A 14,682-nucleotide genomic window follows, 5' to 3' on the forward strand; every position below is an offset into this window, starting at 1 on the left:
CAATCTTAGCATTTTCTCCTATTTAATCAAATGGGATTAGTTACAATCAATTAAAAATCACCCATTTAGGGAAGAGCCATATCATTGTTAAAAAACGAAATTAACGATGAAGAAATCTTTAGTAATAGTACTACTTGTAATCAGTTGTGATGCTCTTCAGGCACAAGAGAATCTATGGATATTAGGAGAGTGGAAAGGCACTAATAAATCACTCCGACTGGATGGTAGTGGCGAGTATGATGTATTAGAAGATCTAACCTTAAAAGTAACTCCAACATTGGAAGGTTTTGGACATAATGCCTTATGGTACAAACAAGACGGCTCATTCTTAGGAGCATCAATCAGAACCTACCAAAATGATTCTATTTGGACTAACCATTGGTTGAATATGCCTGATCAGTTATTAGGTGATTCCATTCTCTGGCATGTGGAAAAAAATGCTTTTAGATACGAATCATCCGGTGAAGATAATTTTGGCGTATTTGAGATAAAACGAGTCCACGAATATGATCCTAAGTCAGAAGTTTATACCTACAAGCACACTCGCAAATATGAAGGCCGTAGTTCGTGGTTAATCATTGATGAATTCGAAATGAAACGAATAAAGTAAATCCTTTAAAAGCTGAACGGATAAAAATATAGATTTACCTAATCAATCAACTCATCCAATAATGGCTTGAATATAGCTGTTAAGAACTTTTCAGAATGGGTGTTAGCTACATTAGGATTCAATTCAAAATTATGATTGGCTACTACAACCAGGTCTAAAGAAGGAACACATAACAGGAGTTGTCCGCCATAACCCAAACCAAAATAAACGGACAACTCCCTATATTCACCTATCCACCATAAATTGTTATATGCCAATGAAGTAATCGGACCCATACTTCCACTTAATCTTATTTTAGGGTTCCATGACTCTGCTATCCACTGAGAGTCAAGAACTTGGTTATCATCAAACCTTCCCTGATTCATAACGACAAGTCCTATCTTAGCCAGGTTCAGCGCTTTTAATTGTAAACCTGCATCCGTTCTTATATTACCCAAACCATCGCGCTCCCAGGTGTATTCTTCTATTTCAAGTGGAGTAAACAATACCTGATCAGCATACTTCAGACAATCCATTTGAGCAGTTTCACCTATAACTTTTGCTAAAAGAGACACTCCACCAGAGTTATAATTCCAATAGGTATTTGGTGGGTAAGCAGTGGCATGATCAAAGAAAAAGCCCCAAGTATCAGAAATTTGAGTATACCATTGAATGGCATTGGCAGATTCATCCCATTCAAAGCCACTGGTCATATCAAGTAGATGTCTCAGTTGTATTTGATCTGAATAAGGATGTTTGGAATCTTGCCAATAATTAGTGAAATAAGGCTCGATATAATCATCTTCTGACAATTTGGTAGTACTAATTAGCTGGCCAATCAATAAAGAAGAAACACTCTTAGTTATTGACCTAATATGAAGCAACGAGTTTCTATTCTTACCATTAAAGTAATTTTCGGTTAATAACTTACCATTCTTCAGCACTACAAAACTGTAGATGTTAGGTAATTCTGCTGCATCATTTACCAGTCCATCGACAAACTGGTGAGTAAGCCCTGCCTCTTCGGGTGAAATTACTTCAAAACTGCTAGGCTCAATTTCTGAATCTGAATTAGTGCAGGATAATAAAAAAGTGAGTGCTAAAAGCTGGTATATTTTCATTGTTGTTTTTAAGCACAAAACTGACGGCCTTATGCTTAAAACAAGTGTCTATTGAAAAATATGAACTACCATTTGATTAAATGAGAGTTGAAAGTGCGCACGAGAGGAGTCGAACCTCCACGACCTAAACGGTCACCAGCCCCTCAAGCTGGCGTGTCTACCAATTCCACCACGTGCGCATTTGGGGAGGGCAAATGTAATGAGGTTTTTGGTTATTTGGTAAAGTTTGGGTTTGAAATAAGCACTGAACGTAAATATTAGCTAAAAGTAAGGCCGTTTTGAATTCTGAGATGTATCTTGGGTAAGAATCGATCTTAAAGAACTAGTTAATTTGTTTATTTTTAACTTAATCTGATTTATCATGGATCGATTTTTTCTCTCTCAAACCCCCTGGGTTAGTTGTTCAATAATTCTTCTGAGTTTATTTATTTCAAGTTGTAAAGATGACGAAGAAATAATTCTTGACACTCAAACTAAAGCCCTGGTGGAAACTCTTGACCAGGAGCTTAAACCACTTACTATCAACCCGTTGGATTGGAGTGATGAAGAATTGAGTTTTTTAGATCCGCTGGCGAATAAAAAGATCATTGCCTTGGGTGAATCCACACATGGAACAGCCGAATTCTTTGATTCTAAACATAGAATTTTCAAATATTTTGTAGAGAACCATGATTTCAAAGTATTTGCATTTGAAGCAGATTTTGGAGAATCGTTATTAATAAACGATGCTGTGCAGAGGGGTGCATCGAATGAAATTGAGGAATTAATGAAATCCAAAATGCACTTTTGGACTTGGAGAACCGAGGAAGTGAAAAATCTTCTTGTTTGGATGAGTAACTACAATCAAAGCAAATCAGAAGAAGACAAATTGCAGTATGTTGGAGTTGATTGTCAATTTAACACCTTTCACCCAGGCATGGTAAGAAGTTATTTAAATAAAACTGATGCTACATTCTTCGCAAGTGCTGATGAGATTCTTATTGAAGCCAAAAGTGCCTCTGAAGGTTATTTTGCTGCCTATTCATTAGAACAATTTGAAACCTATTTAGAAAAAATCGATGAGCTTAAAGCTTTAATGACCAATTATAAAGAAGAGTTAATTGAAGTAAGCTCTGAGCGAGAATTTAAGCTCCATGTAAGAATATTAGAAGTAATCAAACAAGTATCAATTGTAAGATATTACCGTGGAGACTATACAATCAACTATCGTGATAAATACATGGCTGAAAACACAGTTTGGTTTAATGATTATTTCGATGGAAATAAAATTGTATTGTGGGCGCATAACAGGCATATTGCCGATGAGCCTAATTATGGTGGGGGCGGCTCCATGGGACATAGACTCAAACAAGATTTAACCACCGACTACACAACCATCGGCTTTCTTTTTTCGAGAGGTTCGTTCACTGCTGTAACACAACGCGGTGATCAATTTAGGGAGCTTCAGACTCAAACTATTAATGCAAATCCTAAAACCAATTCAATCAACTTCGTAATGTCTCAAGGTAAACAATCTGTATTTGCACTAAAGACAATAGACTTGCAAAAATATGGAGAATGGAATGATGCATTTGCCAATAGTATTGAAATTTTCGAAATCGGTGCAGCCTTTAACAATAATCCGAGTGATTATTACTTCAAGTTTGACCCTGCATTCTATGAATATATAATATACTTTGATACAACTACAGCATCAGTTTTATTATAGTTAACTCGGTAAATTCTAACAAATTAAAGAAAATGATTATCGGGAGTAATTCTTTCTGCAGTATTAACCCTTCCTCCAAACGGAATTCAAAAAGTACTTCTTATCATCGGTAAAGCCACCAACAATCTCAAAGCCTGAGTCAGCGGCCAACTGTTCAATCATAGGTTGGTCATACTTTTGGGAGATTTCCATGTGAATAGCTTCCCAGGCTTCGAAGTGGAATGTTTCATCCACGACAGACACAGACTGTTTCTCCGTGCTTACCAAAAATGACGAAGTAGTGCCCGTCATGGGGTTATAAATGGGCTTATGTAAAAATTTGCTCCGGTCGAAATGACCATCTAATTCATGATTGATCCTGTCTAACAAATTCATGTTAAACTCTTTCGTAACCCCTTTTGAGTCGTTATAAGCAGCCAAAATAACGTCCGGATTCTTCTTTAAATCAAAACCAATGAACAATAGATCGCCCGGGTTTAGTGAATCATTTAACTCCTTTAAGAATTTATTGGCCTGGTCACCGGTAAAATTACCAATGTTAGAGCCTAGAAATAACACTACATTTCTATTGGGGCTATCCTGCAAGTCTTTCAGTGCCTTGAAATAGTCGTTTTGCTTAGGCTGCACATGCAAATCAGGCATTTCATCTTTCAGAGCCTCTTCCAATATTCGTAGTACGTTGCCTGAAATATCAATGGGCATATAAGTAAAATGAGCACCCTCTTCTTGAAAATGGCGAAGCAATACCTTGGTTTTATAACCATCGCCTGCGCCAAACTCTATGAGATTAAATTCATTAACACCATTGGAAAAAGCTGCTAAAATTCCTTGCTTATTCGATTCGAAGATTGAGTACTCTGTGCGCGTGAGATAGTACTCATCCAGCTTCATAATATCTTGAAAGAGCTTATCCCCTTTCTTATCATAAAAATACTTGCTTGGCAGCCTTTTGGGTGTCTCTTTCAGTCCGTTAAGCACATCAATTGCAAACTGACTCGTTTTTGTTTCAATCATATATCTTTTGCTAATCGAATGCCCGAGAACATCCATCGTAAATGTGGGTGAAAAAAGTTTCTATAGGTTGGCCTTATATGATCTCTAGGCGTTGCGCACGACCCACCTCTCAGCACCATTTGGTTAACCATAAATTTACCGTTGTACTCGCCAACCGCTCCTTCCGGGGCTTTGTAGTATGGGTAAGGTCGGTAAGCACTGGCCGTCCACTCCCAACAATCACCATTCAACTGATTATTGTTTTGTGATGGTACAGGCTCATATTGTCCACTCTCACTAAAATTTGAATTTGAATCTATCAACCCAAAGTTGAGGCACGCTACTTCCCATTCTTGCTCAGTAGGCAATCTTAATCCCTTCCATTTTGCAAAGGCATCGGCTTCAAAAAAACTGATATGCGTTACCGGTGCATCCATATTAATGGCTGTTAAGCCGCCATTAAGATTATAATGATGCCATTGCCCGTCTACTCTATGCCAGTGCTCAGGGGCTTCAATTTCATTTTCTTTCACCCATTCCCAAGCCTCAGAAAGCCAATGTCTAAAATTTTCGTATCCACCAGCTTCCATAAACTCAAGATATTCTCTGTTTGTCACCAACCTGTTAGCAATAGCAAAGTCATTCAAATAGGTTTTATGATAACCGTGCTCATTATCGAAGCTAAATCCTGCGTCATTATACCCTATCTCATAAATTCCTTCTTTTATTTCTAACCATTCTAATGGAGTTTTGTCAGATGACTCTGCCCTTGGATTGTTTGAATAAGCCGGGAAAAGAGGATTCTTACCTAAAATATATTTGATATCATATATCAATAGTTCCTGATGCTGTTGCTCGTGTTGTAGCCCTAATTCAATTAAGCTTTCTAACCTCTCATCATAGTTCGTGTTTAGAAACTCGCGCATGTGCTCGTTTACATAAGCACGATACTGCATCACCTCTTCAACTCCAGGTCTGGTGATATTACCCCTATCGGTGCGAATAACACGGGCACCGGCAGATTCATAATAACTATTAAACAAGTAGTTATAATTGGAATCAAACTCCTGATAACCTTTATGATTTGGCTTTAAAACGAACGTTTCGAAAAACCAGGTAGTATGACCTAAATGCCACTTCGGAGGACTAACATCCACGATGGGTTGAACCACATAATCTTCGATTTTAAGTGGTTCGCAAATTTTTTCTGTTTGAGAACGAACGGCCAGAAACCGCTCCGATATATGTATTTTATCTGCAATCATCTTCTAGTATACAACATCTTAAAGTAACAGATGTTCTGGAAAAATAAGAAGCGATTAAAGGATTATCCCGGAATTAAATGAGGAATTGTAAGCTAAGCGCTATATCATTTGATGCTAATACCCGCTTCCTTAGCAACCGCCCAAAAGAATGTACCGAAAAACAAAGCCAAAGACAATAAGCAGATATAATACATCATTCTAAGAATACGTTAACTTATTACACTACAAATGTAGCAGGATGTTAGTGCACCACTAAATCACAATAAGTGCATAGCCTACTGAAGTAAGATTTTCTTAGAATTCGTCTATTTTCCGGAATTTAGGAACCTTCATGTTATCTGCATGTTACTATAAGTTGAAAAATCGGCTACATTTACAGTTTAAGCTAAATTTTGAAAGCATATAATTTATGGATATGAGGGGATTGATCGTCACTTTATTTGCGATTCTGATTTCATTACAAAATATAATTGCACAAAACACCTCTGATGGTAATTCTGCAACTAATGATTGGTTTCTGTTAGACTCCAAACACGATAAGGTAGAAGGCACAAGTACAGAAAAAGCCTATAATTCCATATTAAAGAATAAAAAATCCACAACGGTACTGGTAGCGGTCATAGACTCAGGTGTAGACATCTATCATGAAGATTTGGCCGACATTATTTGGGTAAATGAAGATGAAATTCCGGGCAATGGTATTGATGATGATGATAATGGCTATGTGGATGATATAAATGGCTGGAATTTTTTAGGCGGAGAGAAAGGAAATGTACATTTCGAGACCTACGAGTATGCACGGATCTATCAATTGTTGGATAAGAAATATGGTATTGATTCAATTAGCTCAGATACTATCAATAACTCTGAGTATTTGCTTTATAAAGAGGTAAAAGACTTATATAATAAAGAATATGCCGAGGCAGTTGAAAATTTGGATTACTTCAAACAACTGGATTACAATTACAATGTTTATTCATCACTTCTCAAAAGAAAGCTGAATCAAGATACACTGGCATTGGAAAATATTCTTGCGCTGGCAGATGAAGATTCATCGGTTTATAATGCCAAGCGATTCATGAAAATCGTGAACCAATATTATGGTTCTGTTGATAACATTTTTGCTGAAGCTGTTGAACTGTATGAAGAACAACTCAAGAACTTAGATCTTGATGCAGATTACCGCTCTGTTGTGGGGGATGATCTCACTAACCTTACCGAGGTTGGCTATGGTAATAATGATGTCTTAGGGCCAGACCCCTCTCATGGAACTCATGTTTCAGGGATCATTGGCGCAATCAGAACAAATGATATTGGCATCAAAGGCATTGCCGACAATGTTCGAATAATGCCCATTCGTGCTGTGCCAGACGGTGATGAGCGAGATAAAGACGTAGCCAATGCTATCTTCTATGCGGTTGATAATGGCGCACAGATAATTAATATGAGTTTTGGCAAACAATATTCGCTCAATAAACATTTGGTGGACAGTGCAGCGCTGTATGCCGAAAAAAATGGAGTTCTCATTGTGCATGGCGCTGGTAATGAAGAAACAAGCATTGATTCAGTAACACATTACCCCTCTCGTATTCTTACCAATGGAGATGAAATAACTACATGGATTGAAGTAGGAGCCTCGGCATCAAAAACCAACAAAGATTTTGCGAGTGATTTTTCTAACTATGGTAAAAAAGGGGTTGACTTGTTTGCTCCCGGAGTAGGCATCTACAGTACTACTCCTGATAATACGTATGAAGAATTTGACGGAACGAGTATGGCAGCTCCAATGGTGACAGGTGTGGCAGCATTACTTAAATCCTACTATCCGGAACTGACACCAAAAGAGCTAAAAGAAATTATTTTAGCTTCTGTGGTGAGCCATGGTAAAAGAAAAGTTTATTTACCAGGCACATCTGAGTTAATATCCTTTTCTGAGTTATCAAATACCGGAGGCGTTGTTAATACATATGAGGCAGTAAAGATGGCCGAAGAATATGTAAGTGATAAGACAAAAATTGATATTTTGAAGTAGAATTTTTCCAAAGTATCTTTAATCGAAAATAATACGATTTACTATGTATGAGATTTTGCAAAGTGCACATTCTGGTTTAAGATGGTTAGTTCTAGCCACATTAATAATAGCCATTGTAAACAGTTTTGGAAAAACAAAAGGTGGCGTTACATTTTCTTCTAAAGACAAGAAAAAGGCACTTTTCGCACTTATTTTCACTCATATACAATTCCTTCTTGGTGTGGTATTATATTTTATAAGCCCTAAAGTAGTATTTGCTGCTTCTTCGATGAAATCGGACGTTCTACGTTTCTTTCTTGTAGAGCATGTTATAATGATGGTGCTGGCTGTAATTCTAATTACTGTTGGTTATAGTAAGGCTAAAAGAACTGCAATGGATGGTAAAAAATTCAAGTCCATCATGCTTTTCTATTTACTGGGTTTGTTACTTATTCTAGCGGCCATTCCATGGCCATTCAGAGATTTAGGCGGAAGCTGGTTTTAAAAATTATCACTTAATAAGTTGTCTCTGAACTCCATTGAATATCAGTGGTATAGATAAATTATTAGTTAATTTTATCGTATAGCTTACATGCCAGGTTACATGTTCGCCATGGCCGGTAATACATGGTTATCTACAATCAAATTTGAATTTATGAAAATCAACATAGTTTATAGTCTATTAGCTTTATTAGTCATTTTTTCTTCATGCGATGATGGAGATGACGGTGCTCCTGCCACTGGAACGTTGAGTGGCACTATTACAGATGGGGCCGATGGTACTGGCTTGCTAGATGCCAGCATTATCGTTTTCAATTCAGATACCAATACACCTATAAACACAGTTGTTTCTGATGCTGATGGCAACTATGCTGTAAATCTGGAACCCGGAACTTACTTTACCAAAGTCACCAAACAGGGATATTTCAGTGTTCCTGCTCAAGGAGTTTCTGGTATTCCTTTTACAATTGAGGCCGGAGTAACAATCACACAAGATATAACCCTTTTTGAGTCAAATGATAATAATCTGGGTTTGATAAGCGGTGAGGTAACCAGCGGAGGCACTGGTATTGGAGGTGTTTTAATAGTTGCTCAAGGTGGTGGCGAAGCTTATTCGTCAGTTAGTAACTCTGAAGGTGTATATAAAATGTTTAATGTGGGAACAGGAAACTATTTAGTTGAAGGTTTTATTGCAGGTTATAATTCTGGTAATGCTTCTGCTACCGTGGCATTAGATATTGAAACTGAAAATGTAGATATAGAGCTTAACGAAGGAGCCGGTGGAAGCTTGACCGGTCAACTACAATTTTTAGCTACAGAAAATGCTGAAGTTGATGTAGCATTAGTTCACCCTAAAACCAAAGAAACTATTCCAGGGCTCTCAACTTTTACTAATGGTGGCGCTTATATACTATCAAATATTCCTGATGGAACGTACATTGCACGAGCTACATTTGCCAATGATAACCTGGTAATGGACCCCAATAACATATTTAAATTTGGCGAGCCTCAAGTAAGCATTGTTGGTACTGCAGAAGAGCAAGATTTTGCTGTAACAGGTTCTGTTGAATTAATTGCACCTACCAATACACTTAGTTCAGTTACTCCCTTTGAGACTACTGATACTGCGCCAGTATTTAATTGGGTAGCCTATCCATCTACCAGTGATTATGTGATAGAGGTTACTGATGCCACTACAGGCGAAGTTATTTGGGGTGGAATTCAACAAGATGGCACGGCTTCTGTCAAAAACATTGAGATACCAAGCAGTCAAACTTCAATTCAGTATAATGAAGACGGCAATGCGACAGTTGCAGCTCTTGAAGTTGGTAAAGTATATAGATGGAGAATTATGGCGAGTAAGGATGCTCAAGCTGCGCCAGGCTGGAATTTAATTTCAGCAAGTGAAGATCAAGTTGGACTGATAAAAATTGTGGAGTAAGAAAAATCCCTGACCAATTGGTCAGGGATTTTTCTATCTGATTAACTTCTCTTTCCGCAATTCCAACTTCATAGAATCACTCTTAGAGTAATCGTTATCATAGATTGCTTTTTCCCATTCGCCATACATAGGGTTAGGTAACATCACAAAGTTATTGAGCAGCTCGTGCCTCTTTTCGTCAACGAGTTTTTTGCCCATATCAGCTTCTCTATCTCCAAACGCCTCAGAATAATCTGTTAGATTATCCCCAACATAAACAAGAACTTCATATCTGTCTGTCACATTCTTTCTGCGTTCGGTCTTATCACTCGTCTCTTCCTTTAATTGAATGAATTTCTCCTCCGCATTCGGGAATCCTATGGCTTTTAAGTTCTCAACGGTTGCTTCAAGTTCATCAACATTTCTGTTAGAAATATAGAATACTTCTACCCCTTTATCTTTTGCATATTTCACAAAATCCAACGCCCCTGGAAGAGCTTCGGCACGGGCTTGATCTGTCCATTGCTTCCATGTTTTATTATTGTACGTCCAGCCACTATCAATTAACAAAACTTCGTAGGGGCTATTGTCCAGAACTGTCTCATCAATATCCAAAATAACGGCCGTTGGTCTTTTCGTTTTTATAGTTTCTAACTTATTATCTACCAGCATTTTAGCGTAATTATAGGCTTGATAATAGGCTTGCCTCATCTCAGCCGACTGCTGGTACCATAGTACCGACATAGTAAGTTGGTCTGACATCTGAGCCTTTTCGGAAGTTTTACTCTGCCCAAAACAAGAAAAGCTAACTGCTATTAATAGTGTAAAAAGAATTTGCTTTTTCATTAATTTCAAAATTAAGTATCAAACTAAGCAATGAGTAAAATTACTATCTTTAATCATGCCAACTTCAAATCTAATGATATTGGGATTAGCACTAACGCTTTCTTTACAAGCTTTTGGACAAGTGGAGCATAATTTTGAGATGGGTCCGGAAAATACAGATTGCCATGAGTTACAACTGACCGGGGAGTTTCAGAATGATATATCGCTGATAAGAAAATCTACTTTTAGAGTACATGAAGAAATGAAAGTTTCAAGATACCATATTCCATCTAAAGTAGAATATTTTTCATGCGATGGAGCTGTTGGCTATCTAATAGCCACCGAAAAAGATTCTTTAAAAGTATATTCAAGCATTAGAAAAACACTTTGGGATTCCTTAACAAACACTCCCGATCCTATACAATTTTACAAAGACTATTTTATCGATGAATAAACTATATGTAATTGCCTTAACGGTGCTAATTGCCTGCCAATCGCAGTCAGAAACGTCAGTAGACTCAAGTATTCTCATGGAAGTTGATACTGAGTTTTCAGCTATGTCGGAAGAGAATGGAATGGTGGAGGCATTTCTGTTCTATGCTGACCCTGAAGTTGTTAAACTGAGCCAAGGTTCTTATCCCATCATTGGCAAATCCAATTTATCAGAATCCTTTTCTAAAATTGATGATTCCAACATTGAGCTTACCTGGAAACCGTTAAAAGCAGAAATTGCCAAATCGGGAGAATTAGGCTATACCTATGGAAAATACTATTTCACAACGCGCGATTCTGTAGAACAAACAAGTACCGGATATTATATATCAGTTTGGAAACAGCAAGCTGATGGATCATGGAAATATGTTTTGGATGGTGGAGCTGAAGGGCCTATTGAATAATGATCAATGAAAAGAACCTTAAAATATCTGTTGGATCAAGGCTTTATTGACAACGATAATTTCAGTAAACTAAATTCATTTATTGAGGAAAGACCCCTTTCAATTTTTTGGCATATAAGAATACTACTCTATTTAGGAGTAACGCTAATAGCAACTTCTTTTGGTATTCTTATTTATGAAAATATTGATACCATCGGCCACCTTTCTATTGTAAGTATTATTGGTCTCACTTCTATTGCCTGTTTTGTTTATGCCTTTAAAAAGGTTCCTGAATTCAGTGTAGAGAAAATAGAATCATCCAACCCCTGGTTTGATTACATAGTGCTGCTTGGCACATTGCTATTCTTAACTTTCGAAGGGTATTTGCAATTTCAATACTCAATTTTTGGAGAGCGTTACGGATTGGCCACCTTATTACCGGCCATTGTATTATTTGGTATTGCGTATCGTTTCGATCATTTGGGTGTACTATCATTAGGCATTACTTTATTTTGCTCGTGGCTAGGAATCTCGCTCACACCAAAATCATTATTTACAGAAAATGATTTTTCTACAACTAGTCTGGTCATCACTGGAATATTGTTAAGTGTTATACTCATTGGCGCAGGCTACTTTACAATCAGAAAGGGTTTCAAACGACATTTTCATTTTACCTATTATAATTTTGGATTACACCTAGGTGCTGTAGCCATTTTGGCAGCAGGTTTTAATTTTAATTACGGCTGGTCATGGATGTTATTAATTTCTCCACTCATCTTATTCGCCTATTGGTACGCCCAAACCTATAAATCCTTTTACTTTTTACTTTTTGGCCTTGGCTATGCCTACATAGCCGTCAGCTACATTGTTGTTGAAGCATTTATTGGATTAGACTCAGATTATATTTTTTCTGCCTACTTGCTGATGGCTTATTTCATAGGAACATCCATATATGCCATAAAATTTCTAAGAAGTTCACATAAACAAATGACTGAAGATGCTGGGGTATGATAAAATAAAGCAAGCCAACTACTTTCATAAAGTTCATTTAAAAGAGCTGAAAAATGAAGGTTTCATTTCTAATGAAGAACATGCAGCTATTGATTATAATATTGGGCCTTCTTATAGCACGACCAACATTTTCATAAACATTGGGCTTTTTGTACTTACCTACGTCATTGTTTCTTCAGTTCTAGGTCTCTTAGGCCTGATCTTCTCTAATGTAATTAATGAGCAGAATGGCTGGTTTTTTAGCTTAGCAGTGGCCATTGGGTTGCTACTATTTATGCAAAAGATCATAATCGATGAACGAAACAACTTCAGAAGCGGCATAGATGATGCACTTCTTTATGGAGCCATCGGCTTTCTGTTTTTAGCGTTCTTTTTACTGTTTGAAACTTCAATCTTTAATGACCCACTAGCAACATCTCTGTTCTTCATTCCACTTTTAGGAGTGCCAGCCAAAATTTATCAGGATCGATTGCTTTATGGCCTTACGCTTATCGCTATTTTTTCAGTTTTTTTTCTTGCATTCCATAAGCTGGGAGGAATCTTTCTGTTACTAATTCCATTTGTATTGATGCTGTTATCATTTATTTCTTATCGGTTGTCAACAACTAAAGTTAAGACTGTTGTATTAGAGGTAGATCAGGAATGTTGGGAAGTTATTCAATGGATTTCGATTGTTACTTTTTATTTAGCAGGAAACATATTTGTAGTAACAGAACTTAGTACAGAATTGGGTTTAGCAGACGCCTTTCCAAGTATTGTAAGGGCCCTTTTTTACGGATTCACGATCATAGTACCATTATTTTATATCTACCATGGATTGAAAAACAAACAACTTCTTTTTCTAAACATTGGTTTGATTTTAATAGCCGTTGGCGTATTCTCAATAAAATATTATCACAACTTGATGAGCCTGGAGGTTGCTTTGCTGCTAGGTGGAGTAATTCTACTAGCTACTGCGTATATGGCAATGAGGTACTTTAAAAATGAGAAATGGGGTATTTCTATTGAGCCTGATAATAAATTAACAGACGGTCTGAATCTTGAGTCTATCATTATCGATCAAACACTTAGTAAGGTGGGTGGCGCAGATACCAAATTCAAAGGTGAAGGTGGTAAATTTGGTGGTGGAGGTGCTACTGGTGAGTATTAAAATGACACCAAAACAAAAACATAATTTTTATAAAATACTACAGTTCATAGTACTGTGGGTAGTATTCGGACAGCTCTATGCACTAGTTGAATATGGGCTGCTAGGTGATTCAGGCACTTATCCTACTACTCAAAACATTTATGATCCATCGGACTCCTTCCTGTTTGTCTTTGCTGGCACCTTGGTGTTAGGCGCTATTGTTGGGCTCATCGAGACTTTTGGTTTTAACGGATTTTTCAAAAACAGGTCGTTTGGTATCAAAATACTTCTCAAATCACTGCTTTATTTGGTGCTTATTGTTCTCTTTCTTGTAATTCTATCGTTTATTTCTACTGCCTCTTATTTTAATACAAGCCTCTTAGATGAACAGGTAATTTCGAGTGTATTTCGATTTGTACTTAATCCTACTTTTATCACAATCGTGATATATATCGGTGTGATGTTCATCATCACGCTCTTCTTTGCGGAGATAAGGAACAATCTCGGCATGTTCGTATTTGCCAATTTTGTTCGAGGAAAGTATCATAAACCACGAGTGGAAGAAAGAATTTTCATGTTTATGGATATGAAATCCTCCACCACCATCGCAGAAAATTTAGGGCATATCAGGTACTATGAATTGCTTAATAGGTACTATTCAGATATGTCCGATGCAATCATCAATACTTATGGAGAAATATATCAATACGTTGGCGATGAAGTGATTATTACCTGGCCATTGGAAAATGGACTTAAGAATAATAACTGCATCAGATGCTTTTACGAAATTAAACTAGCCATTGAAAACAAGTCTGAGAAGTATATGGATGATTTTGGTTTGATACCAAAATTTAAGGCTGCTATTCATTGTGGCAAAGTAACTAGCGGTGAGGTAGGTAAGCTCAAAAAGGAAATCGTTTTTTCTGGGGATGTTTTAAATACGACCTCAAGGATTCAGGAATGTTGTAATCAATATGATGCTGAGCTTTTGATTTCTGATGATTTAAAAGAATATCTTCCACTAAAAAAAGCATTAAAAATTGAGCATTTAGGCCTATTAACTTTAAAAGGAAAACAAAATTCTATTGGAATCAACAGAGTCGATTTAGTGTAACAATACCTATGCATTCCATATTATTTTTCATTTCTGTTTCGTTCGAGTATCCATGTATTTTGATTCAACCAACCAATTAAATTTCACATTCAATTTTAGAATCTTAAATTGGCGAACAAA

14 protein-coding genes and 1 tRNA gene are annotated in these 14,682 nt (G+C 37.0%); 10 read left to right on the top strand and 5 right to left on the bottom strand.

Translation table 11 applies throughout. From position 1 onward, the window contains the following. Window positions 1–106: 106 nt before the first annotated feature. Window positions 107–610, top strand: a complete 504-nt coding sequence (locus tag JR347_RS17620; RefSeq protein ID WP_205721889.1) for a hypothetical protein — start codon at window positions 107–109, stop codon at window positions 608–610. Window positions 611–648: 38 nt separating this feature from the next. On the opposite strand, the gene JR347_RS17625 is transcribed toward JR347_RS17620, so the two are convergent. Further along, window positions 649–1,710 carry a serine hydrolase domain-containing protein gene (locus JR347_RS17625; RefSeq protein ID WP_205721890.1) on the bottom strand — a complete coding sequence of 354 codons (1,062 nt, stop codon included), beginning with the start codon at window positions 1,708–1,710 and terminating at the stop codon, window positions 649–651. A 94-nt stretch (window positions 1,711–1,804) separates the two neighbouring features. Further along, window positions 1,805–1,889, bottom strand: a tRNA-Leu gene (locus tag JR347_RS17630). A gap of 182 nt (window positions 1,890–2,071) precedes the next feature. Here JR347_RS17630 and JR347_RS17635 point away from each other — a divergent pair. Then, on the top strand, window positions 2,072–3,418 hold the full coding sequence (locus JR347_RS17635; RefSeq protein ID WP_205721891.1) for an erythromycin esterase family protein: 1,347 nt from the start codon (window positions 2,072–2,074) through the stop codon (window positions 3,416–3,418). Window positions 3,419–3,481: 63 nt separating this feature from the next. Here the strand turns inward: JR347_RS17635 and egtD are convergent, their stop codons facing one another. Next, a complete protein-coding gene (egtD, locus tag JR347_RS17640) occupies window positions 3,482–4,432 on the bottom strand; it encodes an L-histidine N(alpha)-methyltransferase (protein WP_205721892.1) in 951 nt (316 codons plus the stop codon). Then, complete coding sequence (egtB, locus tag JR347_RS17645) at window positions 4,429–5,676, bottom strand: ergothioneine biosynthesis protein EgtB (RefSeq protein WP_205721893.1); 1,248 nt, start codon at window positions 5,674–5,676, stop codon at window positions 4,429–4,431. The genes egtD and egtB overlap by 4 nt, the downstream gene beginning before the upstream one ends. A gap of 415 nt (window positions 5,677–6,091) precedes the next feature. Between egtB and JR347_RS17650 the strand changes: the two genes are divergently transcribed. The 3 genes from JR347_RS17650 to JR347_RS17660 all read left to right on the top strand — a co-directional run bounded on the left by JR347_RS17650 (window position 6,092) and on the right by JR347_RS17660 (window position 9,629). Further along, a complete protein-coding gene (locus tag JR347_RS17650) occupies window positions 6,092–7,708 on the top strand; it encodes a S8 family serine peptidase (protein ID WP_205721894.1) in 1,617 nt (538 codons plus the stop codon). A 43-nt stretch (window positions 7,709–7,751) separates the two neighbouring features. Further along, window positions 7,752–8,192 (top strand): cytochrome B, encoded by a 441-nt coding sequence (locus tag JR347_RS17655; RefSeq protein WP_205721895.1) that lies wholly within the window; start codon window positions 7,752–7,754, stop codon window positions 8,190–8,192. Between the two features lie 150 nt (window positions 8,193–8,342). Next, the gene (locus tag JR347_RS17660) at window positions 8,343–9,629 is read left to right on the top strand and encodes a carboxypeptidase-like regulatory domain-containing protein (protein ID WP_235689711.1); all 1,287 of its coding nucleotides are present in this window, start codon (window positions 8,343–8,345) and stop codon (window positions 9,627–9,629) included. Between the two features lie 33 nt (window positions 9,630–9,662). On the opposite strand, the gene JR347_RS17665 is transcribed toward JR347_RS17660, so the two are convergent. Then, window positions 9,663–10,454, bottom strand: coding sequence for a 5'-nucleotidase, lipoprotein e(P4) family (locus JR347_RS17665; protein WP_205721896.1), 792 nt, complete (start codon window positions 10,452–10,454; stop codon window positions 9,663–9,665). Between the two features lie 73 nt (window positions 10,455–10,527). On the opposite strand from JR347_RS17665, the gene JR347_RS17670 reads away from it, so the two are divergent. From JR347_RS17670 to JR347_RS17690, 5 genes are read left to right on the top strand one after another with little or no spacing between them, the layout of a single operon-like run. Continuing rightward, on the top strand, window positions 10,528–10,887 hold the full coding sequence (locus tag JR347_RS17670; protein ID WP_205721897.1) for a hypothetical protein: 360 nt from the start codon (window positions 10,528–10,530) through the stop codon (window positions 10,885–10,887). Next, a complete protein-coding gene (locus JR347_RS17675; protein WP_205721898.1) occupies window positions 10,880–11,329 on the top strand; it encodes a YybH family protein in 450 nt (149 codons plus the stop codon). The genes JR347_RS17670 and JR347_RS17675 overlap by 8 nt, the downstream gene beginning before the upstream one ends. A gap of 6 nt (window positions 11,330–11,335) precedes the next feature. Continuing rightward, window positions 11,336–12,319: a DUF2157 domain-containing protein gene (locus tag JR347_RS17680; protein ID WP_205721899.1), complete on the top strand. Its 984-nt coding sequence runs from the start codon at window positions 11,336–11,338 to the stop codon at window positions 12,317–12,319. After that, on the top strand, window positions 12,306–13,469 hold the full coding sequence (locus JR347_RS17685; protein ID WP_205721900.1) for a hypothetical protein: 1,164 nt from the start codon (window positions 12,306–12,308) through the stop codon (window positions 13,467–13,469). The genes JR347_RS17680 and JR347_RS17685 overlap by 14 nt, the downstream gene beginning before the upstream one ends. Next, window positions 13,423–14,562, top strand: a complete 1,140-nt coding sequence (locus JR347_RS17690) for an adenylate/guanylate cyclase domain-containing protein (protein WP_205721901.1) — start codon at window positions 13,423–13,425, stop codon at window positions 14,560–14,562. Before JR347_RS17685 ends, JR347_RS17690 begins: the two co-directional genes overlap by 47 nt. The last annotated feature ends 120 nt before the right edge of the window (window positions 14,563–14,682 follow it).

The sequence above is a fragment of the Fulvivirga lutea genome (genome assembly GCF_017068455.1).
Taxonomy (GTDB): domain Bacteria; phylum Bacteroidota; class Bacteroidia; order Cytophagales; family Cyclobacteriaceae; genus Fulvivirga; species Fulvivirga lutea.

Excerpts from the sequence above, each read along its gene's own strand:
- JR347_RS17680 (WP_205721899.1), top strand. The coding sequence starts at position 11,336 with ATGAAAAGAACCTTAAAATATCTGTTGGATCAAGGCTTTATTGACAAC.
- JR347_RS17650 (WP_205721894.1), top strand. The coding sequence starts at position 6,092 with ATGAGGGGATTGATCGTCACTTTATTTGCGATTCTGATTTCATTACAA.
- JR347_RS17670 (WP_205721897.1), top strand. The coding sequence starts at position 10,528 with ATGATATTGGGATTAGCACTAACGCTTTCTTTACAAGCTTTTGGACAA.
- JR347_RS17675 (WP_205721898.1), top strand. The coding sequence starts at position 10,880 with ATGAATAAACTATATGTAATTGCCTTAACGGTGCTAATTGCCTGCCAA.
- JR347_RS17665 (WP_205721896.1), bottom strand. The coding sequence starts at position 10,454 with ATGAAAAAGCAAATTCTTTTTACACTATTAATAGCAGTTAGCTTTTCT.
- JR347_RS17625 (WP_205721890.1), bottom strand. The coding sequence starts at position 1,710 with ATGAAAATATACCAGCTTTTAGCACTCACTTTTTTATTATCCTGCACT.
- JR347_RS17620 (WP_205721889.1), top strand. The coding sequence starts at position 107 with ATGAAGAAATCTTTAGTAATAGTACTACTTGTAATCAGTTGTGATGCT.
- egtD (WP_205721892.1), bottom strand. The coding sequence starts at position 4,432 with ATGATTGAAACAAAAACGAGTCAGTTTGCAATTGATGTGCTTAACGGA.
- egtB (WP_205721893.1), bottom strand. The coding sequence starts at position 5,676 with ATGATTGCAGATAAAATACATATATCGGAGCGGTTTCTGGCCGTTCGT.
- JR347_RS17660 (WP_235689711.1), top strand. The coding sequence starts at position 8,343 with ATGAAAATCAACATAGTTTATAGTCTATTAGCTTTATTAGTCATTTTT.
- JR347_RS17685 (WP_205721900.1), top strand. The coding sequence starts at position 12,306 with ATGCTGGGGTATGATAAAATAAAGCAAGCCAACTACTTTCATAAAGTT.
- JR347_RS17635 (WP_205721891.1), top strand. The coding sequence starts at position 2,072 with ATGGATCGATTTTTTCTCTCTCAAACCCCCTGGGTTAGTTGTTCAATA.
- JR347_RS17655 (WP_205721895.1), top strand. The coding sequence starts at position 7,752 with ATGTATGAGATTTTGCAAAGTGCACATTCTGGTTTAAGATGGTTAGTT.